Raw genomic sequence first — 23,285 nt, forward strand, 5'->3', positions numbered from 1 at the left:
TAGCCGTGAAAAATGTAAAATAGGTTATAAGATATACCTTTTAGTAATATGGTGCGTTTTTCATGGCAAATTTTTACCTTCCTGACGATGCTAATCAGCAAATTTATTTAGATGCGAATGCAACGACTCCTGTACTTCCTGAAATTGCCGATGTGGTTTCGCACACGATGCAAGTCTGTTTTGGTAATCCATCAAGCTCTCATATTACGGGTATTCAAGCAAAACACTTATTAGAACAAACACGTAACAAAGCACGTGAAGTCATTGGCGCTACCGACGGCGATATTTTATTTACCTCGGGTGCAACAGAAGGTATTCAAACGGCGGTTGTTTCAACGCTTATTGCTGCAAAAAATCATCAAATCGAGAATCCGGTATTACTTTATGGGGCAACAGAGCATAAAGCGGTGCCAAATACGCTAAAACATTGGAACAGTGTACTTGATATCAACGCGCAGGTATTAGCTATTCCAGTAGATAAAAACGGTATTTTAGATCATGAGTTTATTCGTAAACATGCTGCGAATGCACTGATGATTTGTACTATGGCAGTAAACAACGAAACCGGTGTTTTCCAAGACTTAACCACTATTGAGCAATTTATTCGTAGTGAAAACAATAATGTGGCTTGGATGGTTGACTGTGTACAAGCATTAGGCAAAACCAACTTGGCGCTAAGCCAAACAACCATTGATTACGCCCCATTCTCTGGTCATAAATTGTATGCGCCTAAAGGCATTGGTGTACTTTATATTCGTAAAGGCAGTGCATACACGCCATTTATTGCTGGCGGCGGCCAAGAAAGTGGTATGCGATCTGGTACCGAAAATTTACCGGGCATTGCCGGTTTGAATAAGTTGTTCTCGTTATTGCTTGATAAACAAAACCAGACTTTTAAGCCAATTGAGCAGCTACATGCTTTTCGCGAGCAATTATTAGCTGCATTAACAGACACCTTTGGTAGCATTACGTTCAATCACAGTTTTGAGCATTCGGTGCCAACAACGTTGAACTTTGCGGTGAACGAATTAACCAGTAAAGAAGTGATGGACTTATTTGATGCTGCGGGTATCCGTGTAAGTGGCGGCTCGGCATGCAGCTCAGGTGCAAATCGTAGTTTTGTTTTAGACGCGATGGGAGCCAGTGATTGGCAAAGTGAAAACGCGATACGTATGTCGTTTGGCCCAGCTGTTAACCAACAAGAGATTGATTTTGCTTGCGACAAAATACGTTCTTTAAAACCGATTCTAGAAGCAAACTGCTTAGTGGTATCTGATAGTACATCGCCGCAACACGAAGTTTGTGCGATTGGCTTAACACAACTTCGCCATCAAGCAGCGTGCTGCTGGCTTTATGTCGACAGTGATAAAAGCGCTGTGGTGATTGATCCTATCATTGAGCTTATTCCACGTATGGCGAAAATTGTCGCGACACAAGGTTTAACAGTAAAAGCGATTATCGATACCCATAACCACCAAGAACGTTTATCGGCCCGTTGTTTATTATCAAAAGAGCTCGCAGAACGTTATGTTGCTAATGAGATAGACGAACTTGGCTGGCCAAAAGATTCAGCAACCATCGAATTAAGCGATGCGCGCTTAACTAAAGTAGCAACACCAGGTCACAGTGACGATAGTGTTAGCTATTTATTATCAGATACGCAAAGCGGTGATATCAGCTATTGCTTCTGTGGTGATTTAATCTTACCAGGTGGCTTAGGTAACACAGCAATTACTGGTGGCGATGCTGCGAAAATGGCTCAGTCTTTAAAGCAGCTTGCTATGGTAGTACAAGATTCAACGGTGATTTGTTCTGGTCATGATTATCAACAATGTTTTGCTATGGATTGGCATGCGCAAAAAGCAACGACGCCGTTACTTGCACAACTATTAAGTGAGCTAGTATCAGATGATGAGTTTGTTGAATTAAAGCAACAAGCTGATGAGCAAAAGCATACTGTAAGTCATTCTCTATGTGGCTATGTTGAAACACTTGAAAGTGCGCCGATGAAACAGCTAGTCGCAACCGATGCGAAATCAATGTTAGATGATAAGGCAACTTACCTAATTGATACACGTGAACCGTATGAGCATGGAGCGAATAATTTAGCAGAGTTATTCACTGTTGCTGAGAGCAAAGTGATTAACATTCCACTCAGTCGCATGGCAAACGCCATCGTGCAAGGGCAGCTTGATAAAGCGCATAGCTACATTTTGGTTTGCCGAAGTGGTAATCGTTCAAAACAAGCGGCTAACAATTTGTCGCAGTTAGGGTTTGAAAATGTTTATAACTTAAATGGTGGTTTAGCATTGCTTTAACAAGCAATACCAATTCGCTTAATTAAAAAAAGCCGCTATAGAGCGGCTTTTTCGTAACTTGTATAAATTAGGCCGTTGTAGGGCCTGAGCTTTCCCGTACTACTAATGAAGGGGTAAAGGTCGTGATGATGTCTTTATCTTGATTACGTGCACCACGGGTTTTTCTAAACAGTAAACGGGCTGCATGCTGCGAAATTACATCATTCGCCTGATGTGCTGTGGTTAGTTTAGGCCAAGTCTGACGCGAGAACGGTGAGTCTTCGAAGCCCGTAATTGATAGCTGCTGTGGAATTTCGATACCCATTAAGCGTGAGGCGAATAACGCGCCCGCTGCCATTTCATCGTTACCGCCAAGTAGGGCTGTGATGTTTTTCGGGTTATTCTCACCTAACAATGCTTTTGCGCCTTCTACACCTGATTCAAAAGAATACTGGCCTTCGTAGATGAGCGCGTCATGCAATGGAATGCTGTGATCTTTTAACGCGGCCTGATAACCCTCTAAACGTTCAGTTGTTGATTTATGCTCTTTGTCACCGCATAAAAAACCAATATTTTTATGGCCAAGCGACAGTAGGTGAGCGGTGATTTCGTACGCAGCTGCGTAATCGTTCACATAGATACAAGTGTCTTGGTCTTCTTCAGTAGGGCGGCCAGAGAGTACGCGAACATAATGAATGCCCATCTCATCTAGCATATCAATAATGCTATTTTGCTCTGACAGCGGTGGCGTTAATACAAGGCCAGCTAAGCGAGATCGCTTGATCATGGTTTTAAAGTCTTCTTCCATGTTGCCATCCAGATAGTTACATGGATGAATAACCAGCTCATAGCCTTCTTCTTTACAACGCGACAACACACCGTTTTGCATGTCGATGACATAATAAGCATTCGGGTTGTCATAAACTAAACCAACAGTAAAAGACGATGTGCCTGCTAGGTTACGAGCAGCAAGGTTTGGTTGATAGTTTAACGTGTTAACAGCGTCCATCACTATATCGTACGTTTTTTTTCTGACCGATGGCTCTTTATTAATCACTCGTGAAACGGTTTTCATTGAAACACCTGCGAGCTTGGCTACATCATTAATGGTTACTTTCATACTGTTGCTTTATAGTTGGTTATATTTTTATTATAATATTATCGTTCAGGTATTCACCAGACGCTTTTTCTTATATGTACATCTATATTTAATATAAGTTAGTTAGTGTATCTAATGTTCTACCAAATTAGCAGTAAAATAATTGAGATAATTTTTATGATACCGGTGTCAAAAGAGAAAAATTGCGCTATTATCTCGACTATAAAATGTAAAAGTAGAACATTGACAGCGTTGTCATTTTAACTTAGTGTTGATTTCACACCGTGTTTTTAATTGCTGTCTTTATTCAATATAATAAAAAGATAGTTAAGAATCAGTTTGTTGCAAGTTTTGAAGGGGATTAAATATATGAGCAGCCGTTCGCAATTAGCTAGTTGGCAAGCACTATCTGAAAGTGCCAAGAAGATGAAACAAATTCATCTTAAAGATTTATTTGCCAAAAATAGCACGCGTTTCGAGCAATTCTCTGCTCAGATCCCGGGTGTATTATTCGATTACTCGAAACAACAAATTGATAAAACTGTTTTTGAACAATTAATTGCTTTAGCGAAAGAGTGTGATATTAGCGCATGGCGCGAAAAAATGTTCAGTGGTGAGAAAATTAACATTACTGAAGACCGTGCTGTACTTCATACTGCTTTACGTAACCGCGCTAACACAGCTGTAATGGTTGATGGCGAAAACGTAACAGATGCTGTTAACGCTGAGCTTGCTAAAATGAAAGCCTTTGTTGGTAAGGTACGCAGTGGTGAGTGGTTAGGCTACACAGGAAAAGCAGTAAAAGATGTGGTTGCAATTGGTGTCGGTGGTTCAAATCTAGGCCCACAAATGGCAACAGAAGCGCTTGCTGCTTATGCTGATGGCACATTAAATGTTCACTATGTATCAAATGTTGATGGTGTTCAGATTGCATCTGTTTTACAAGGTTTAGACGTTGAGACAACGTTATTTGTTATCTCGTCAAAAACGTTTACCACCTCAGAAACCATGACTAACGCTAAATCGGCTGTTGAGTGGTTTTTACAAACGGCACAAGCGCAAGAGCACATAGCTAAGCACTTTGTAGCTGTAAGCACCAATTTAGAAAAAACAGCGGCCTTTGGTATCGCTGATGAAAACGTATTCACAATGTGGGATTGGGTAGGCGGTCGCTTTTCTTTATGGAGTGCGATAGGATTACCAATCGCCCTGTACCTAGGCTTCGAGGCGTTCGAAGAAATCCTAGAAGGTGCGTTTGAAATTGATGAGCATTTTAAAAATGCTGAATTTGAAAATAACGTACCATTATTAATGGCGCTTTTAAGTGTTTGGAACACAAGCTTTTTAGGTTATACAGCGCAAGCTATTTTACCGTATGATCAAGCACTACACATGTTACCCGCGTATTTACAGCAAGGTGAGATGGAAAGTAACGGTAAGCATGTTACTTTTGCAGGTGAAACGGTTCCTTACACGACGGTTCCAATTATTTGGGGTATGACAGGTATCAATGGTCAACATGCTTTTTACCAATGTCTACACCAAGGTAATGTAATTGTACCTGCTGACTTTATTGCTTCAATTGAGCCGCAAGTCAATGTAGGCAAGCATCATGATATTTTATTATCAAACTTCTTTGCACAAACCGAAGCGATGATGGCCGGTGTTGATGCAGAGCAAGTAACTGCAGATTTAACCGCGAAAGGTAAATCTGAAGCAGAAATCTCAGAATTATTGAATCACAAGATTCACCAAGGCAATCGCCCAACAACGTCAATGTTATTAGATAAAGTTGATGCGAAAACGGTAGGACGATTAATTGCGCTTTATGAGCACAAGATCTTCTGCCAAGGCATTATTTTAGAAATCTGTTCATTTGACCAATGGGGTGTAGAGCTAGGTAAGGGACTTGCCTCTAAAATTGAAGCTGAATTATTTGATGATGCAGTCAGTCATCCACATGATAGTTCAACCAATGGACTGATCGCTTACTATAAGACACATCGTAAGCAGTAAAAAATTCGCAGTATTAGCTGCAAACCGAATACCTTTGAACGGGTAGCGCTGGAGTTCTTAGGGCCTGTATTTTTGTGAGAGGATTTACAGAGCCCCTAAGACTCATTTACTTCAGCCAACATAAAAAGAATGAGTAAGCTACTTACAAACAAATTCAACAGGCTTTGTTAAAGGATATTGTCTAACAGGCCACATCAACCAGATAACAACACGCACTGCCATATTGCATGAATTGGATGAACATGGCATTGCCAATGTAGAGAGTGATATATGTTAAATCCATTTGATATCGTAATTTTTGGGGGCGGCGGGGATCTTGCGTTACGTAAGTTACTTCCTGCAATGTATCGCGCTTATCAAGAGGGCAACCTTCCTCAAGGTTCTCGTATCCTTCCTACGGTACGTGAAGAAAGCAAACGTAAAGAATACATCGAAACAGCACATAAAGCGTTACAAGACTTTTTAGGTAAAGGTGAGTACAACGCAAAAGATTGGAAAGCGTTTTCAGCTTACCTTGTGCCAGTTGTATCAAATGTGACTGAAGCAGATGATGACTGGGACAAATTAAGAGATATTCTTGATGAACACGACGCTGACAAGTCTCGTGTTTTTTACCTTTCTTTACCACCTGCAGTGTATGGTAGCTGCTGTGAAATCTTATCAAAGAAAGGTCTAATCACAGAAACATCTCGTGTTGTTGTTGAAAAACCGATTGGTTACTGTGGTGAATCTGCTGAAGCAATCAATGCAAAAATTGCTGAATACTTCAAAGAAGAGCAAGTATTCCGTATTGACCATTACTTAGGTAAAGAAACAGTACAAAACTTAATGGCACTACGTTTTTCAAACTCATTGTTTGAAAACCTGTGGGATGCAAAATCAATCGATAACATCCAAATTAGCTTATCGGAAACAGTGGGTCTAGAAAGCCGTGCTGGTTTCTACGATAAAGCGGGTGCATTACGCGATATGGTACAAAACCACTTGCTACAATTACTTTGTTTAGTGGCAATGGAATCACCAAATAAACTAAACGCAAACAGCATCCGTACTGAAAAACTAAAAGTACTTGAGTCGTTACGTCCGTTAGTGGCTGAAGATGTTGATGCAAACATTGTACGTGGTCAGTACGTACCAGGTAACTTAGACGGTAAAATCGTCCCTGGTTACTTAGAAGAATTAAACGAAGGTGCGAGTAAAACAGAAACTTTTGTTGCTATTCGTGCGCACATCGATAACTGGCGCTGGGCTGGCGTGCCTTTCTATCTTCGTACTGGTAAACGTATGAAAAAGCGTTGTGCTGAAATCGTTGTTGAATACAAAAAAGTATCTCACAACGTTTATACCGACAACGTAGGTAACATTGAGCCAAATCGTCTTGTTATTCGTCTGCAACCAGAAGAAACAATTCAATTAACACTGATGTCTAAGCGCCTTGATAACCTTGAGATGCAATTAGAACCAGTGACCATGAACATTGAGTTATCGCAAGCGTACAGTAATGGTTTTCATTCAGATGCCTATAAGCGCTTAATGTTAGATGCCGCAGCAAACAACCCGTCGCTGTTTATTCACCGTGATGAAGTGCGTCAAGCATGGAAATGGATTGACCCAATCATCGAGCGTTGGCAAGAAAAAGGTGCACCATCGTTATACCGCGCTGGTACGTGGGGCCCTGAAGATGCAGATGAGCTTTTAGAAGAAAACAACCACGTTTGGTTTAACACAGGCGATAAGGCGTAATTAAGATGGCAACAATTGTTGAAAAATTCTTTGCAAACAAAGACGAATTAACAGCTGAACTTTCTTCAAGCCTTGAACAAAGCCTTGTTGCTGGTATTAAAGAAGATGGCCGTGCGGTATTGATGGTGTCGGGTGGCTCATCGCCAGCACCTGCTTATAAGCACTTATCAAACCTTGAACTTGATTGGGCAAGCATTGATGTTGCTATGGTTGATGAGCGTTGGGTTGATGCTGATCATGAAAAAAGTAATGAAGCATTTATCAAAAGCACGCTATTACAAAACCATGGCGCAGCTGCTAATTTCGTGACAATGAAAAATGACGCATTAACGGCGCAAAACGGTGTAGCTGAATGTGAAGCTGCATACAAAGCATTAAAGCGTCCTTTTGATGTGACGATTTTAGGCATGGGCCCTGATGGTCATACGGCTTCTCTTTTCCCTCATGCCGAAGGTCTTGAACACGGTCTAGCAACAGATGATTTAGTATGTGCAATTAATGCCATTGAAAGCGATGTAACAGGTAAAATCACTGAGCGTATGACGTTAACTTTATCTGCGATTGCAGATTCTAAAGTTGTGAAGCTTTTAATTAGTGGTGAAGAAAAACTCGCTGTTTACAAGCAAGCGAAAGAGGGCGGTGCAGTTGCTGACATGCCTTTACGTGCAGTATTGAATCACCCACATATCAATATTGAAGTTTATTGGGCACCTTAATCGCTCAATAAAACTCTATGCCAAAAGCGAGCTATTATGCTCGCTTTTTTGTTTTTAAATACTTACCTTGAATACCAATCCGCAATAATACTTAATCATTTTGAGGGATTAAACCTGTCGCTAACGGCGTTAAAAATTTCTGATTTAGAACAACTAAATAACGAAATTTTGCCTTGTTATCAACGAGGTTTTATTGCCTAAAAATAGGTCACTTAATTAAGCGAATTGGTATAACAAACAGTATTGAATAAATACACTTTCTTTAAATAGCCGATAAAGTGTTAGACAAGTACAAAGGGGCTCTATATAATTAAAAATGACAACGCTGTCATTGTTATTGATTGTTATTCTCAATATTCCCTTTAACTCATTCTGCCCAGAAAAAGTTAAAAATAATTTGTACATGACAGCGCGCTTTTAGAAACACGTTAGTTTTTTAAGCTAATTTATTGTTAGATAACAGGTTTTATATAACTTTTAGTTATGGTTAATAAATGCCCAGTGGAAACTAAAGCTTACAAAAATACATGTAATTTTTAGCTAATTTCAAAAACTCATCCTTTTGGTCTTTTCATCTGCAATATCACTCATGCTATATTTGCGCCGTTTATTTGTAACAATTCTTAAAAACTCAATATTAAATATTAGTTATATCAATAACTTGATTATTTCGTTGTAAATTTTTTGCACAAATTAACCAAAAAGATGTAGCACAAATGTAATTTAGAGTGTATGGTTTGTTACTAGATGACAGCGTTGTCATCATCACTGGGCAGAAGTGATATAAAAAACCAACAAAATGATTCAAGGGGAATCCTGTGTTAGCTAAAAATTTTAAGAAAAGCTTATTAGCAGTTAATATCGGCCTCGTAATGAGTGCTGGGTTCACTGGCGCTGCATACGCAGCAGATGAAACTAAAGTTCAAGAAGATGTTGAAGTAATTGAAGTTCGCGGTATTCGCCGTTCACTTGAAGCTTCAATGAATACTAAGCGCTTTGCTGACAGCGTTGTCGATGCTGTATCTGCAGAAGACATCGGTAAGTTTCCTGATGGCGATGTAGGTGAAGCACTAGGTCGTATTTCAGGTGTTGCTGTTAACCGTCAATTCGGTCAAGGTCAGCAAGTGTCTATCCGTGGTGCTTCAAGCCAATTAACACGCACACTTTTAAACGGTCAAACTGTTGCATCAACAGGTTGGTATGACCAACAATCAATCGACCGTAGCTTCAACTATACGCTTTTACCACCTGAATTAGTTGGTGAAATCCAAGTTTATAAATCTTCTCAAGCTGACGTTGTAGAAGGTGGTGTTGGTGGTACTGTTATTGTTAACACTCGTAAGCCACTTGATCTTGACGCTGGTACAACTTTCTTAAGTGCAAAAGCCGACTACGGCACAATCTCTGAAGAAACAGACCCTCAAGTTTCTGGCTTATTTAGCTGGAAAAATGACGAAGAAACATTCGGTTTATTAGGTTCAGTATCTTGGGCTGAAACAAACTACCAACGTAACGGTATCGAATCACTGATCGGTTGGGGTGATATTGTTCCTACTACGTTCCAACAAGAGCGTGAACGTACAGCATTAAATGCAACTTTCCAGTATCGTCCTACAGAAAACCTAGAGCTAGGTTTAAACATCATGAGCCTTGAGTTAGATGCAAACAATGCAAATACCTCAAACTTCGTAATGTTCCCTGACGACAAAGAAGCAGCTTGTGAGCAAACAAATGCATCAGGTACATGTACTTTCTATCGTCGTACTGGTGAAGGTGTAAATCCAGGTTGGACTCAAACTTGGGCACGTATTGCGAGCATGTCATCTGACACAGCTGATTTCAGCCTTAAATACGAAGGTGAAAACTTCACATTAAAAGGTCGTTTCGGTACAACTGAATCAGAAGGTGGTACAGACCTTACTGCAAACTACGGTAACTTCATTGGTGTTCCATCTGATTACGCGGGTACTTATGATGCAACTGGTGATGTGATCAAAATTGATATCAATAACAAATACTTTGAAGCATCAGATTTTGCAGGTCCATTATCTCCAGCTGGTTGGGCACTTAAAAAGCAACCTAACACAGATGAAGAAACTTACGCACAGTTAGACCTTTCTTTCCCTGTTGATTTTGGTGCTATCACAGCAATCAAAACAGGTTTCCGTTGGGCTGACCATGAAGTAAAACAAGAGACTTACTCAACTACTTTAGTTGATACATTACCAACTGGTGATGGTGAGACTTACTACTCAGGTACTATGTCATCAGGTGCTGGTTTCACTTTACCAAAGCCAGATTTTGACAAAATGGTAGCAGATGCACGTGCTGCAATTGTAAGCTTCGATAATGATTCAGCTGTATACCGCTCAGGTTACGGTACAATTGAAGAGGAGAACTTTGCAGTTTACGCAATGGCAGAGTTCTCTGCAGAATCTATCCGCGGTAACTTCGGTTTACGTTATATCTCTACAGATGCAGAATCAGATTACTACGGTTTTGCAAACGGTGAGTACGAAAGCTCTCTAAGCACAGATAAAGCGAGCTACAACGACGTATTACCTAGCATCAATATCGCTTTCGATTTAGCTGAAGATGTAATTTTACGTACCTCTGCAGCACAAGTAATTGCTCGTCCTAACTACACAGATATGTTCTCTGCATCATCTTTTGCAGGTTACGCTGATGGTACAGCAAATAACGAAGTACTAACTAAAGGTAACGTAGGCCTTAACCCATTCAAAGCAACTCAAGCTGATTTAGGTATTGAGTGGTACTTTGATGGTGACGGTATGGTAAGTGCAACTTACTTCTTCAAAGACATCACATCATTTGTTACTTCAAGCCAAATCTTGAATCAACAAATCGGTGTTGTAGACCCAGATACTCAAGGTGATAACTGGACGCTATCTACTAAGCTTAATGCAAGTGGTGGCCAAATCGAAGGTATCGAGCTACAAATTCAAGATGGCTTTGACAGTGGCTTTGGTTACTCAGCAAACTACACATTCGTAGATGCACCATCAGAAGCAGAAAACTACCCAGATATGATCCCATTATTCTCAGATTCGTCTAAGCATACTGTGAACTTAGTGGGTTACTATGAAACAGATACTTACTCAGCACGTTTAGCTTATAACTGGCGTTCAGAGTACATGATCCGTGAGCTTCCTGGTTTCTACGGTAACCGTGAGCACCAATCATACGGTACACTTGATTTCAGTGCTAACTACAGCGTAACTGATAACATTGACGTAACGTTTGAAGCTGTTAACTTAACTGAAGAAGACAGCGTACAAATCGGTGTTGCTCCTTCTGATGCAGAAGTAGTTCCTGAGCTTCGTAACGGCTACCCAGCGTGGAGCTTTGAAGGTGAAGCACGCTACAAGCTAGGTGTATCACTACGTTTCTAATTTGATTTAGATAACGAAATTAAGAAAGCCCAGCTCGCACTGGGCTTTTTTGTGAGTAAAAAGTGGGCGAGTGAAAATGATAAAAAAAATCGCAATTGTTGGTGGCGGAACAGCTGGTTGGTTAGCTGCAAACCATTTAGGCCATGCGCTTTTGCAAAGCGGTATTGAGATCACATTAATCGAGTCACCTAATATTGCCAGCATAGGTGTCGGTGAAGGCACTGTTCCTTCGATGCGCAACTCTTTGCAAAAGTTTGGTATCAGCGAAAGTGACTTTATCAATGAATGTGATGTTACTTTTAAGCAGTCAATCAAGTTTGTAAATTGGCTAGATAAACACAAACATGGTGCTAACTTTTACCATCATTTATTTGATCACCCACATATATTTGGTGAAGATTTAACGCAGCAGTGGCTTGCTGAGGGTAACGGTAATGATTACGCCGAGTTTGTTTCTAAGCAACATGCGTGTTGTGAAAATAACCTAGCACCGAAAACAATTTCGACACCGCAATATGCAGGTATCAATGGCTATGCCTATCATTTTGATGCTAAAAAGTTTGCTGCATTCTTAGGAAGCCATGCCACGCAACATTTTGCTGTAAAACACCTGTTTGCAGAAATTAAAGATGTCAGCTGTGATGAGCAAGGTTTTATTACACACCTAATCGACTCAGAAGGTAACGCCTTAGAATTTGACTTTATTATCGATTGCTCTGGTTTTTCGGCTGCCTTTATAGGGCAAAAACTGGGGGTGGGTTTTGTTGATAAGTCAGCTAGTTTATTAACTGACACTGCAATCACCTTGCAAGTACCGACACAAAGCGATGATGAAATACCGCCTTACACTATTGCTACGGCACACCAAGCTGGTTGGATCTGGGATATTGCGCTCACAGAGCGAAGAGGAGTGGGGTTTGTTTATTCATCTAAGTATATGAGCGATGAGCAAGCACACGCTAAATTGCATCATTATTTAGGTAATAAATTTGAGCACTTAACCCCAAGAAAGATCCCGATGAAAGTAGGGCACAGAGAAAAAATGTGGCAGAAAAACTGTGTCGCTATAGGGTTGTCGCAAGGCTTTGTTGAGCCACTTGAAGCAACTGCCATCTTAATTGCAGACTTTTCTGCGGGGTTATTAGCTAAACGTTTTCCGCGTACCCGAGAGGACATTAACTTAGTTGCTGATGAATACAATCAGCAGGTGAATTATGTATGGCAACAAACGTTTGATTTTATAAAAATGCATTACTGTATTTCGGATAGAACTGATTCAGCCTTTTGGCGTGATAACAAAAAAACCGACCAGTTATCAGAAAAACTAAAAAATAACCTAGCACGCTGGCAGCGCTTTACACCGGTACGCGAAGACTTTGCCAGTAAGTTCGATTTGTTCGACTTAGAAAACTACTTATACGTACTGTTTGGTATGCATTATGTACCTGCCAAACAGCAAACTAAGCAGAGCGACAATCAACAAGTTGCTAAACTTAAACAGCAGCGCGTCAATCAGCTATTAAGCGAGCTACCTAAGCACAGAGAACTGTTAGATAAAATAAAGAAATTTGGCTTACAGAAGTACTAATTTTATTAACTGAGCTGGCTAATACGTATTAGCCAACTCAGTCGATTCTAAAAAATGAGGAGATAGATAAACGACTGTTATTTAAATCATTACAGTACTTTTTGTGATTTAAAAGAGTTGCGCTATGTAATAGATTACTTTTATAAATTACGAGCCTATTGACCTTGGCTTCAACATCCACCACTTTTTCAAAAAGCGCTGTTGTTTCATTTAAATAGCCAGGATGAGTTGCGCTGTGTTTTTCTGTATCAGCAATCATGTTATGCACGCTATTTTGGTTATCAGCCGTCACTTTAATAATGTTCTCAGGTAGGTATTTATATATGCCTGTGCCACCCCATTCTTTGTCTGACAAATAATGCACTGCTGCAAATGTTTTATCATCCGTTGAATCAATATGTGGCATACGCTGCAAGGTATTTAATTCATCCGCATTTTGAGTAACTAATGAAAGTTTACAGCGGTGAAGATATAAATTATTTTCGCCGCTAGTAATGATCCCTTGCTCTAAAAGTTCGTTAACTAGCTGCTCAAAAGCTCGGTAGTAGGGCGCAGGCATTTCATCTCGTTTGCCTGGGTAGAGTGTGCCATCGCTGCCAAAAGGCTGGAAGTAGGCTGTTTCTGTAGCAAATTGATAAACTGGCTCAAGGTTGTGCAAAAAGCCATCAACGATAATAACGGTTTCATTAATTTCACCAATAAATACTTGGCTTACTTTATAGTCTTTATTTAATTGATAGCCTTCCATTATTTGCCTCAGTCATCCCGTGTTTGTTGAATATACTAACAAAAATAGTGGCTTATGCGTGATAATATTTACTTGATCGCAGCTTGTTTTTTCATCACTTAAGGTTAATTAGCAACATGAGTAAATTTGTTAATTTATAATGTACAAACTGCCACAAAATTTTCACTTCCTTTTTGTTGCCAAAACCTATAGGCTTTGGGCACTAACAGCAAAAACATATTATAAAATTAACGGAGCAGTATCATGGCGGAGCAACAAGTACAGCCTTTACATAACGAAAAACATGCCAACACTAAAATTCAAAATGGCATCAACATTGAGTTCATGAAAACTCAGCACTTAGTACCTGTGGTTGCACACGAATTTGCACGCATCGCAAATGAATTCCCAATGGCATTTGTTAAAAACAACGAATCAGGTAAATTTCAAGCAGTTGCTTTATTTGGTCTAGAGCCAGGCGAAAACCTTTTCATTCAAGACGGCAAATGGACAGCAGCATTTGCGCCTATGTCTATGACTCGTTACCCACTTGGTCTTGTTAAGCATCCAGAAGCTGACCAATTTGGTATCGTAATCGACGAAGCAAGCCCACTTGTAAGCGAAGAAACAGGTAATGCACTTTTCGAAAACGGTGAAGAAACTGAATACCTTAAGCGTCGTAAAGAAGCACTTGTTTCTTTCATCGAGTTCTCTCAGGTAACTGAAGCATTCACTAAGTACCTTGCAGACAAAGAGCTACTAGTAGCTCAAACGCTAACTGTAGAAATCAAAGGTGAGAAAAAAGACATCAACGGTATCTACCTTGTTGACGAGAAAAAACTTAACTCACTAAGTGATGAAGAGTTCTTAGACCTTCGTAAGCGTGGCTATTTAGCACCAATCTACTCTTTCTTAACGTCTACTCACCAAGTAGCACGTTTAGCACGTTTAAAAGCAGCTCAAGCTTAATTTTAAACTGCTGAAAAAAAGCGCCATTAGGCGCTTTTTTTGTTTCTTTCGTCTGTTAAAGCTTGAAAACCAGCGACGAATTATTCACATTGGGCTTACAAACTAAAATAAATATAAGTGCCCCTATGTTAAAAACATTACTCACCTCAGCCATTGCCCTTAGCGCATTATCATTTAGTACTTTCTGCCATAGTAGTGATCAACCTTTCGCTATTGCTATTCATGGTGGTGCTGGAACAATTGAAAAAAGCCGCTTCACGCCAGAGCAAGAAAAAGCTTACCGTGCAAAACTAAAAGAAGCCGTTGAAACAGGCTATGCCGTGCTCGAAAAAGGCGGTGAGAGCCTAGATGCCATTACTGCGGCAATTAATGTGCTTGAGAACTCGCCGTATTTCAACGCTGGTCGCGGTGCTGTATATACTTATGACGGTGCACATGAGCTTGACGCATCGATTATGGATGGTCGTACACGCCAAGCAGGAGCTGTTGCTGGGGTTAAACACATTGAAAACCCAATTAACTTGGCGCGCTTAGTGATGGAAAAATCAGTGCATGTTATGCTCAGCGGTCAAGGTGCCGAAGAGTTTGCAAAAACTCAAGGTATGCCGCTGGTTGAAAACAATCTTTTCGATACTGAAAATCGCTACAAAGCGTTATTAAAAGCAAAAGAAAAGCTCGATAAACAAAAAGTCACCAGCAAAGACTACCAAGCTGCACACAAAGCCCTGCCAGTTAATTACAAAATGGGCACTGTTGGAGCGGTTGCACTTGATAAAAACGGTAATATCGCCGCAGGTACCTCTACAGGTGGTATGACAGCAAAACGTTTTGGTCGTGTGGGTGATTCACCTGTGATTGGTGCAGGAACCTTTGCTGAAAATGAATCATGTGCAGTATCTGCGACAGGTCATGGTGAGTATTTTATTCGCTACAATGTGGCAGCTGATATTTGTGCTCGCGTAAAATACCAAGGTAAAACCATTGTGGAAGCAGGTAACGAAGTGATCCACGATGTATTAATGCCTGTAGGGGGAACTGGTGGTGTGATCATCATTGATGCTAAAGGTAACATCAGTTTGCCGTTTAACACCGCTGGTATGTATCGTGCGAGTAAATCGAATACATCACCAACGTATGTGGGTATTTTTAAAGACGAGTAATTACCTGTAACGTATCTTCAGGCAATAAAAAACCGAGTTTCACAACTCGGTTTTTTATCGCCACCAAAGTTATTGGCGATTAATTTTTACCTTGAAAGGTGTTTCATCTTGATTCGTTGAGCGATAAGGGTTGATATCTAAACCGCCACGGCGTGTATAACGGGCATACACTTCAAGCTCTTCGAGGTTTAACTGCTGCATTAAATCGCAGTAAATACGCTCCACACATTGCTCATGAAATTCGTTGTGAGTTCTAAACGAAATTAAATATTTTAATAAGGCTTCATGGCAAATCGCTTGGCCTTTATAACGAATAATCACACTCGCCCAATCAGGCTGTGAGGTGATCAAACAGTTCGATTTTAGTAAGTGACTATGTAGGGTTTCTGAGACAATCTCATCACCATTATGGCGAAGTGAGCTGGCATCAATATCATAGCTAGTGATTTCGATATCCAGATCATCAATACATTCGCCCGGTAACGCTGAAAATGGCAAACAATTGAAATCATCAGCTTGGTATAAAGTAATGATCACCGGTGCATTTACCGCATCGGATAAGTCTTTGCTCAGTGCTTGATGTACGTCATCCGGCGTCTCAAAACGTGTTTGATTAAAGCTGTTTAGGTACAATTTGAATGACTTTGACTCAATGATGTGACTGCTTTGACAAGGAAATACAAACGTTGCCACAGCGACCATTGGCTTACCCTTGCTATTTAGCCACGATAATTCATAGCCAGTCCAAATATCTTGCCCTTTAAACGGTAAGTTATCTTCGCTAACACCTAATGCATCACGGTTTAATTTACGGGCAATAGGAAACAGTAAACTGGGTGTGTAGGTATCTACATACTCTGTGCTTTTACCAAGAACACTGTTTTTTAGTTCGGGTGAGTTGCTGTAATCTGTCATCTTTACACTTTTGTAGTTACAATGGCGGCATTATACCTAAAGCCAATGAGTTTCGCAGTATGTCTGTTTCTACAAAACTAGATAAGTTACATCAAGCATTTAGTGAAAAATGCCTCGAACGCACAGGAAAGCTTCCTGTTATTGAACATGATACAGCATGGCCAAGTCCATGTGAGCAGGGCGAAGTAGATGAGCAGGGGCTTATTCAGTGGTGTGCAACCCCACAACAACCTGCTGGCAGTTTAGAAGACTTAGCCAAGGCACTAGAGTTATCGTTTCCTGAAGATTTAAGCCCATTGTTTGGTCATGTCTATGCGGGTAATTTGTTATTGAGTATTGATGATCATCACATTGAACTGCTACAAGCATGGAATGAAGATGATTTTAGCCGCTTACAGCAAAATATTACCGGTCACGTGTTAATGAAGCGCAAGCTAAAGCAGCCAGAAACCGTATTTATTGGTCTTACAGAGCAAGATGATCTACTGATCACTGTATTAGTCGAAAGCGGTGAGGTTTGCTTAGAGTATGTGGGTAAAAAACCACATCATGTGCTAGCGAATAGCATCAGTGAGTTTTTAGACAAAGTAACGGTGTAAATTCAATAAGTAAAAAGGGGCGGTTGCCCCTTTTGTGTATCTGGTTATTACCTTTATTAGGTTATTGAAAGTCCCACGAGATATTCGAAACAATGCCACAGGGCTCGCAACGAAAATCAAATAAGCCAAACCATGGCTCTGGTAATTTCCACTCGCCATCGCAGCTTGGGCAGCGACGTTTAAGCTCTGACTCTTTGTCAACGCCGCCTACACGGTATAAATAGTAATAAACCGGCTTCTTGGTTAGAAAACTAATACGTTTCGTGATATCACGACCACGGCGGTATAAGTCACTCTTGATGCTAGTTAGCTCTTCAAGCGCAGGAAATTCACAACGGGTTGCACCATTGATCTGAATTTGATCGCACGCTTGCCAGTCTTCTTGCCATTTAATGAGTGTTTTGTAATCGCCATTGGCAATTGCTGGAATGCGAAATAACGGTACAGGCAAAAAGTCATCACCACAATAAAGCGGGCTACAGGTGTGCACGTACGTGGTATACAAAATATAGCATGACGGATCATGACACATGTCTGCGCCATTTGAGTGAATGTCTTGGCCGACCACTTTAACTTTTGGTGCCAGTAAGCCTGCAGTGTTTAATTGCTCAATGCTATGTTTTACAAACGGGCTATGGTTGAGCGGATGCATCGCATCTTCGGTTGGGCACATTACACGAGTAATGAAAAATCCATCTTTTAAAACCGTTGGAAATTCATCACCAATAATTTGGCCGTTAAAACGAAGCGCATTCACTAGGCGGTTTATCGCCTGTTCAGCAAGCTCTAGGGTAGTATCTTGGTAGCAATCAAAAGTCAGATCGACAACAAACATTATTTTTTCTCAAGCAGTGCTAATAACCTATCTAATTTTGCTTCAATACGATCCAATTGACTTTCTTTTGGTGTACTCAGTTGTTCATTTGACGGGTTATTGATGAAATTATTAATTGAATCCGGATTGTTTTTATATTGGCTAACCGCAGCGATGATCACAGGCATCGGCATTGGTTGGGCTAGCTTACTTTTAGTTAAGGCAACTGTCGGGGTTTTACCTTCATCAAGAAGGGTTTTAATTGCATCAAATACAACGGCATTCATTTTTGTATAAACTCTTTTATAAAGACTAAAAAGCACCGCAGTATATGGGCTGCAGTGCGCGCGTATGGTAGCAATAATAGATGTGGAGTGAAATTACTTTCCTAATTTACGAGCTAAAAGAATGTTATTTAAGCTCGTAAATTAGGTCGCAGGCGTTACTGGCGTAACCTTGCGTCTAATTCATCAATCACCTCGCTCCAAGCACCATCTTCTGCAAGTGATTCTGCTAAAAAGTGTTGCTGAGCTTCATCCCAAAAAGGCGCTTCCTGCAATAGGGTTGTATCAGACAGTTGATGGGATGCTATAAAAGCATCTATTTCACTTTCTTTGCTCGGTAAACCAAGTTGTGCAAATAGGGTCGAAATATCATGTTTTGTCGTATCCATAGTTCTGCTCCTTGTGTATGGCGATAATTATTACTGCTTGAACTTAATGATGATGAACCGCAGTTTAACTTACGCTGAATTTGTCTTTAATCGCTGTAGGGTATATACCTTATAGTCTAGTACGAAAATAATAAAACAAATAAAAGGATGAGTATTTTGACAGTTGCTGAACCCGAAACCTTAAGTGTGCAATACCTTAGTGCTGAAGATATTAGCACTGCCGCAAGCCTTATTTATCAAGCCTATCATGATGATCCCGTTCTTCAGAATGTATTAGGTTTTCAACAAGATAACCCGAGTAAATATGAAACTAAATTACGTGCTTTAGTACGTGAAGAGCTAGCAAGTTTCTGGCAAGAAAAGCAGCCTCTAATAGGTCTTTACTCACAAAGTAGATTAAAAGCCATTGCCTGTGTATTTGATTCGGCAAGTGAACTGCAAGCTGAACGATACTGGCATTGGCGCTTAAAACTGATGCTTAGTGCGGGTTACTTGCAAACCAATCAGCTTATAGAAAAAGAGCGCACTATTCGTGAAGCGCTCTCGAGTAAAGGCCATTATCTGTTTTTAGCCTTTATAGCCGTTGACCCACATTTTCAGGGGCAAGGTTTAGGCAGATATCTGCTACGAGGTCTTGATGATTTAGTTGAGTCAAGCAATCAAGCAAGTGGTTTAGCCGTATTTGTTACTCGCTCTGAACAGCGCGAATTCTTTAGCTCTGAAGGGTTTGAAGTGTTCAAAGCATTAAGCTTTAACCAAGTTGAAGGTGACTTGATGTTCAAAGCAGCAAATTGACAAAAGGACGTTTTGGAAATAGCAATGTGAGATAAATCTCACATTGCTGTGCGTTTTATCAGTTTAATGCCTTTAAATTTGTACCCATAATTGCTTATTGCAATGATTTTAAAGGATTTATTGTTTTTGTCATTTTTGTGACTTAGAAAAAATTACTTTTTATGCCTACCAAGATATCCGCATTTCTCTAAACTTAATCATGTCAAGAAGACGCAGGTTCAACGACTGAACTGATGCCAAGGATTAGGATTGTGGCAACAAAGCAAGAAGCTTAGCAGGAAGCAAAGGGACAAGAGCTAGGGAAGCAAGGAAGAACAAGGACACTGCCAGGATGCAGTACAATCGCGGAGCGATTGAAAAGGACTGACCAAAGGATGATTTTAGCAGGAAGCTAAAGGAGCGTTTGGAAAACGAAGTGGATAGCCATTGACGGCAAGAGGACGGCACTAGGATGTGTTAAATGTTACATGAGGTAGCATGGTGGGTGTATAGGATGTATACCCGTTCAGGGGAAAGATAAAAAGGCAGCTTCGGCATAAGTAAGGATACTTAATCATGGAAGTAGCAAGATTGGGGCGTGGCTAATAGCTACGCCTTAGTTCTTTCTGGAGGTTGCACTTCTCGCACTTGCAATTATTCTTGTATAACTCGCAACTCGCAACTCGCAACTCGCAACTCGCAACTCGCAACTCGCAACTCGCAACTCGCAACTCGCAACTCGCAACTCGCAACTCGCAACTTAAATCTTATGTGGCGGTATTACGACACTTTTAAGTAATTCATTTTCCATGATCAAAACGCCTTGATACACGTTTTGTCCATCACTTGAAAACTCAAAAATAAATTCGCTTTTGATACCTGGTTTGCCGCTTTTTAAAATACCAAGTCGGCGTTTATTGCAAGCAACACTCATCAATTGCACATTTAATTGCTCAATTTGTCTTTGTGCATGAAGATTAGCTGCTTCGGCTACTTTTCTGTTTAACCAAAAAAAATAGATGATGCTGCCAATGATGATGAGTGTCCACAAGCCTGCCATTTACGAGAATAACCTTCCAATTGCGCGAGCGAGAGTTTCGCTACGATTTTCTTTTCTTAATAAACCTAGTAGGTGAGGGCGAATACTAGGAATTGCAACTAAATCGGTGAAAATACTCACAAACAGTTGCTCAATCTCAGTGTGGTGCGCACAGCAATCCATAAACACATGTAAGCGTTCTGGGTCTTCAAGCGTGCTAAAACAGCGTCCCGCAATCGTTAATAGTACATCTGACTGGGTGTTCATATCAGAGCATAATACAAAATCAACAAGTTGCGCAGTTAAACCTTGTGCTGGTGTTTTTGATAAGCTTCTAAGAGCTGCAACAAGAGCGATGTCGTCTTTATTTTCTATGGCGTTTAAACCATAGGCTAACAATTGCTCTGCAAACACGGGTTCGATTGCAACATGTTCAAGCATTGCACTTAGCGGCTGTAATACTTCGACTGGTAATTGCCCCCAAGCGGCTTGTAGATTTGCTAAATTGTTGTCGTTATCTAAACGCATCGCAAAGTCTGCAATACCTTGTACTGCAACACTTTGCCAATTATCAAATCCTAGTTTGCCTGAGAAATACAGCTGCGCATATTCGTAATACTGTGAAGCACTTTGTTTAAGTAAACATTTAACCTGTGCATTAAATGCTGCTAGCTTGTTGGCGTTTGGCGTAAATACATACGGGTTGTTGTCTAATTTGCCTTCGGCATTTTCACCGGTAATTTCTGTACCAAGCGCTTCAATTACCATATTTGCGAAGTGATCGCGGCTTGCGCTTACAAGACGGCTTTGCTCATCTAGGGGGAATTTTAAAAACCATACATAAGGTTCTTTAGATGCTTTTACATCCCAAAATTGAATAGCAAGCCAAGCATGACCAGCAAGCGGGTATGGGTAAGGGATTTTTGTTTCTTCAATGGCAAGAAATTGTTTTTTGTCTAATTTCGTGATGTGTCTGCCAATATCGAAGGCACGCCAAGTGGTACCTGCTGCATCCAGAAGTTGCCCTAAGGTGGCGATCTGCTCAGTCATAAAATCTCAATTACCGTAATTAATCTATATCAGCCGCGAATTATACGCCATACCATGGCGCCTTGGAACAGGGTATACTAAGCACAAAGGTATTAAGAGTTTTACAATGCATCAACAGACTTTGGCGCTGCTGCGCGAATTAGAATCCACATTACAACGCCATTCACTTTGGCAAACAACACCGATTGACCCAAGTGCACTCAATTCTGGTGTACCGTTTTGTCATGACACCATGGCTTTTGAGCAATGGCTGCAATTTGTTTTTCTTGAAAAAATGCATACCCTCATTGCACATGCCCAGCCTTTACCCCGTAATTTTGCAATTGCACCTATGGCTGAAATGATGTTGGCACAACACAACGGCGGTAATGATGTGATTAACGTTTTACAAAAACTCGATCAACTTTTGAGTGATGACTAAGATGCAAGAGAGTGTTAAGCCACAATTTGATGAGTTAACGATTCTGTACCGCGATGAAAATTACATTGCGATTGATAAACCATCAGGTTTATTGGTTCACCGTTCGTTTTTAGACAAACACGAAACCCAATTTGCGATGCAAATGCTGCGTGACCAAATTGGTCAACACGTGTTTCCTGTACATCGTTTAGATAGACCAACGTCAGGCGTATTACTGTTTGCGTTAAGTTCAGAAGCAGCCCGTGATATGAATCAGTTATTTATTGATGGGCAAATTGAAAAGCGTTATTTAGCTTTAGTAAGAGGCTTTTTAAACGAATCAATCTTCTTAGATAAACCTTTAAAAGAAGAGCTTGATAAAATTGCCGATAAGTTTGCTGATCAAAATAAAGCACCGCAAGAAGCACAAACGAAATTTCATTGCCTGCACCAAGCAAGCTTGCCTATTCCAATTGGTAAATACCCAACAGTTCGTTACTCGCTGGTGGAATGTTTTCCAAAAACTGGCCGCAAACATCAAATTCGTCGTCATTTAAAACATTTATCATTACCAATTATTGGTGATGTAAATCATGGTGATAATCAGCATAATCAATTTTTTAGAGAGCATTTTCAGCTTCGTCGTTTAATGTTATTTGCCTCTGAATTAAAGTTTGTGCACCCTTATAGCAAGCAACCAATAACAATTAGAGCGCCATTAGGCGATGCAATGTTAACGATTTGCCAGCAACTTGGCTGGCCAACAGAAGAAAAGGATTATTATGGCAACCATTAGTATTTTTGTCGGCAGTGTTTACGGCGGTGCTGAGCGTTTAAGCGAACAAGTTATTGAAGTCATTGAAAAGTCTGAGCACCAAGCGCAATTAGTTGAAAATGGCACGGTTGATGACATGCTGGCTGCGTCACATATTTTAGTGATCACTTCAACGACGGGTCAGGGCGATATTCCTGATAACTTAATCGCTTTATATAGCCAATTAAATGATCAATTCCCACTGTTAACAGGCAAGCAATACGGCATTATTGCTATGGGTGACCGCAGCTATGGCGATACGTTCTGTGGTGCAGGTCGCAGTTTTGATGAGCTGTTTCGTGATTTACAGGCAAAACCTGTCGGTCATCGTTTAGAAATTGATGCCTGTGAAGATTTTGAGCCTTGGCCTGTAACTGATCCATGGTTAAATGAGTGGCTGACGAAAATTAGTTAATGCCTCTTATTGGCAAGTGTCTCTTAAAAGTGCTGATTGAATAAGCAATTGGCACTTTCCCCTT

General features: G+C 40.5%; 21 protein-coding genes. 13 read left to right on the forward strand and 8 right to left on the reverse strand.

Going from position 1 to position 23,285, the window contains the following annotated elements; translation table 11 throughout:
* The first annotated feature begins 62 nt into the window (after positions 1-62).
* On the forward strand, positions 63-2,318 hold the full coding sequence (locus BIZ38_RS13350) for an aminotransferase class V-fold PLP-dependent enzyme (RefSeq protein WP_187490485.1): 2,256 nt from the start codon (positions 63-65) through the stop codon (positions 2,316-2,318).
* A 67-nt stretch (positions 2,319-2,385) separates the two neighbouring features.
* Here the strand turns inward: BIZ38_RS13350 and BIZ38_RS13355 are convergent, their stop codons facing one another.
* Entirely contained in the window at positions 2,386-3,417 is a 1,032-nt protein-coding gene (locus BIZ38_RS13355) for a LacI family DNA-binding transcriptional regulator (RefSeq protein ID WP_138600002.1), read from the reverse strand.
* 348 nt (positions 3,418-3,765) lie between these two features.
* On the opposite strand from BIZ38_RS13355, the gene pgi reads away from it, so the two are divergent.
* The 5 genes from pgi to BIZ38_RS13380 all read left to right on the forward strand — a co-directional run bounded on the left by pgi (position 3,766) and on the right by BIZ38_RS13380 (position 12,872).
* The gene (pgi, locus tag BIZ38_RS13360) at positions 3,766-5,412 is read left to right on the forward strand and encodes a glucose-6-phosphate isomerase (protein WP_187490486.1); all 1,647 of its coding nucleotides are present in this window, start codon (positions 3,766-3,768) and stop codon (positions 5,410-5,412) included.
* A gap of 270 nt (positions 5,413-5,682) precedes the next feature.
* Positions 5,683-7,155 carry a glucose-6-phosphate dehydrogenase gene (gene zwf / locus BIZ38_RS13365; protein ID WP_054553730.1) on the forward strand — a complete coding sequence of 491 codons (1,473 nt, stop codon included), beginning with the start codon at positions 5,683-5,685 and terminating at the stop codon, positions 7,153-7,155.
* A 5-nt stretch (positions 7,156-7,160) separates the two neighbouring features.
* Positions 7,161-7,871 (forward strand): 6-phosphogluconolactonase, encoded by a 711-nt coding sequence (pgl, locus tag BIZ38_RS13370; RefSeq protein WP_138600000.1) that lies wholly within the window; start codon positions 7,161-7,163, stop codon positions 7,869-7,871.
* Positions 7,872-8,743: 872 nt separating this feature from the next.
* Entirely contained in the window at positions 8,744-11,284 is a 2,541-nt protein-coding gene (locus tag BIZ38_RS13375; protein ID WP_171041571.1) for a TonB-dependent receptor, read from the forward strand.
* 76 nt (positions 11,285-11,360) lie between these two features.
* Positions 11,361-12,872, forward strand: a complete 1,512-nt coding sequence (locus tag BIZ38_RS13380) for a tryptophan halogenase family protein (protein ID WP_187490487.1) — start codon at positions 11,361-11,363, stop codon at positions 12,870-12,872.
* A 37-nt stretch (positions 12,873-12,909) separates the two neighbouring features.
* Here the strand turns inward: BIZ38_RS13380 and BIZ38_RS13385 are convergent, their stop codons facing one another.
* Complete coding sequence (locus tag BIZ38_RS13385; protein ID WP_187490488.1) at positions 12,910-13,620, reverse strand: DUF6445 family protein; 711 nt, start codon at positions 13,618-13,620, stop codon at positions 12,910-12,912.
* Positions 13,621-13,863: 243 nt separating this feature from the next.
* On the opposite strand from BIZ38_RS13385, the gene BIZ38_RS13390 reads away from it, so the two are divergent.
* Together BIZ38_RS13390 and BIZ38_RS13395 are read left to right on the forward strand one after the other, a co-directional pair.
* The gene (locus BIZ38_RS13390; RefSeq protein ID WP_054553727.1) at positions 13,864-14,568 is read left to right on the forward strand and encodes a SapC family protein; all 705 of its coding nucleotides are present in this window, start codon (positions 13,864-13,866) and stop codon (positions 14,566-14,568) included.
* Positions 14,569-14,693: 125 nt separating this feature from the next.
* Positions 14,694-15,728: an isoaspartyl peptidase/L-asparaginase family protein gene (locus BIZ38_RS13395; protein ID WP_187490489.1), complete on the forward strand. Its 1,035-nt coding sequence runs from the start codon at positions 14,694-14,696 to the stop codon at positions 15,726-15,728.
* A gap of 69 nt (positions 15,729-15,797) precedes the next feature.
* On the opposite strand, the gene queF is transcribed toward BIZ38_RS13395, so the two are convergent.
* Entirely contained in the window at positions 15,798-16,643 is an 846-nt protein-coding gene (gene queF, locus BIZ38_RS13400) for an NADPH-dependent 7-cyano-7-deazaguanine reductase QueF (RefSeq protein WP_187490490.1), read from the reverse strand.
* A gap of 59 nt (positions 16,644-16,702) precedes the next feature.
* Between queF and syd the strand changes: the two genes are divergently transcribed.
* Positions 16,703-17,242: a SecY-interacting protein gene (gene syd / locus BIZ38_RS13405; RefSeq protein ID WP_166341495.1), complete on the forward strand. Its 540-nt coding sequence runs from the start codon at positions 16,703-16,705 to the stop codon at positions 17,240-17,242.
* A gap of 61 nt (positions 17,243-17,303) precedes the next feature.
* Here syd and BIZ38_RS13410 read toward each other — a convergent pair whose 3' ends face one another.
* The 3 genes from BIZ38_RS13410 to BIZ38_RS13420 form a co-directional block, all read right to left on the reverse strand.
* Positions 17,304-18,077 carry a Zn-ribbon-containing protein gene (locus BIZ38_RS13410; RefSeq protein WP_054553724.1) on the reverse strand — a complete coding sequence of 258 codons (774 nt, stop codon included), beginning with the start codon at positions 18,075-18,077 and terminating at the stop codon, positions 17,304-17,306.
* The gene (locus tag BIZ38_RS13415; RefSeq protein WP_055021916.1) at positions 18,077-18,343 is read right to left on the reverse strand and encodes a hypothetical protein; all 267 of its coding nucleotides are present in this window, start codon (positions 18,341-18,343) and stop codon (positions 18,077-18,079) included. Before BIZ38_RS13415 ends, BIZ38_RS13410 begins: the two co-directional genes overlap by 1 nt.
* 155 nt (positions 18,344-18,498) lie before the next feature.
* On the reverse strand, positions 18,499-18,729 hold the full coding sequence (locus BIZ38_RS13420; protein ID WP_036969581.1) for a DUF2789 domain-containing protein: 231 nt from the start codon (positions 18,727-18,729) through the stop codon (positions 18,499-18,501).
* Positions 18,730-18,876: 147 nt separating this feature from the next.
* Here BIZ38_RS13420 and BIZ38_RS13425 point away from each other — a divergent pair, with 147 nt between their 5' ends.
* The gene (locus BIZ38_RS13425; RefSeq protein WP_054563618.1) at positions 18,877-19,524 is read left to right on the forward strand and encodes a GNAT family N-acetyltransferase; all 648 of its coding nucleotides are present in this window, start codon (positions 18,877-18,879) and stop codon (positions 19,522-19,524) included.
* Positions 19,525-20,263: 739 nt separating this feature from the next.
* On the opposite strand, the gene BIZ38_RS13430 is transcribed toward BIZ38_RS13425, so the two are convergent.
* A complete protein-coding gene (locus BIZ38_RS13430; protein WP_054553721.1) occupies positions 20,264-20,563 on the reverse strand; it encodes a DUF3301 domain-containing protein in 300 nt (99 codons plus the stop codon).
* Positions 20,564-21,592, reverse strand: coding sequence for a DUF3549 family protein (locus BIZ38_RS13435; RefSeq protein WP_187490491.1), 1,029 nt, complete (start codon positions 21,590-21,592; stop codon positions 20,564-20,566).
* Positions 21,593-21,698: 106 nt separating this feature from the next.
* Here BIZ38_RS13435 and BIZ38_RS13440 point away from each other — a divergent pair, with 106 nt between their 5' ends.
* From BIZ38_RS13440 to BIZ38_RS13450, 3 genes are read left to right on the forward strand one after another with little or no spacing between them, the layout of a single operon-like run.
* Positions 21,699-22,013: a YqcC family protein gene (locus BIZ38_RS13440; protein ID WP_187490492.1), complete on the forward strand. Its 315-nt coding sequence runs from the start codon at positions 21,699-21,701 to the stop codon at positions 22,011-22,013.
* A gap of 1 nt (position 22,014) precedes the next feature.
* Positions 22,015-22,788: a tRNA pseudouridine(65) synthase TruC gene (truC, locus tag BIZ38_RS13445; RefSeq protein ID WP_187490493.1), complete on the forward strand. Its 774-nt coding sequence runs from the start codon at positions 22,015-22,017 to the stop codon at positions 22,786-22,788.
* Positions 22,775-23,221: a flavodoxin gene (locus BIZ38_RS13450; protein ID WP_187490494.1), complete on the forward strand. Its 447-nt coding sequence runs from the start codon at positions 22,775-22,777 to the stop codon at positions 23,219-23,221. Before truC ends, BIZ38_RS13450 begins: the two co-directional genes overlap by 14 nt.
* Positions 23,222-23,285: the final 64 nt, after the last annotated feature.

The sequence above is a fragment of the Pseudoalteromonas sp. BZK2 genome (assembly GCF_014349195.1).
Lineage (GTDB): Bacteria > Pseudomonadota > Gammaproteobacteria > Enterobacterales > Alteromonadaceae > Pseudoalteromonas > Pseudoalteromonas simplex.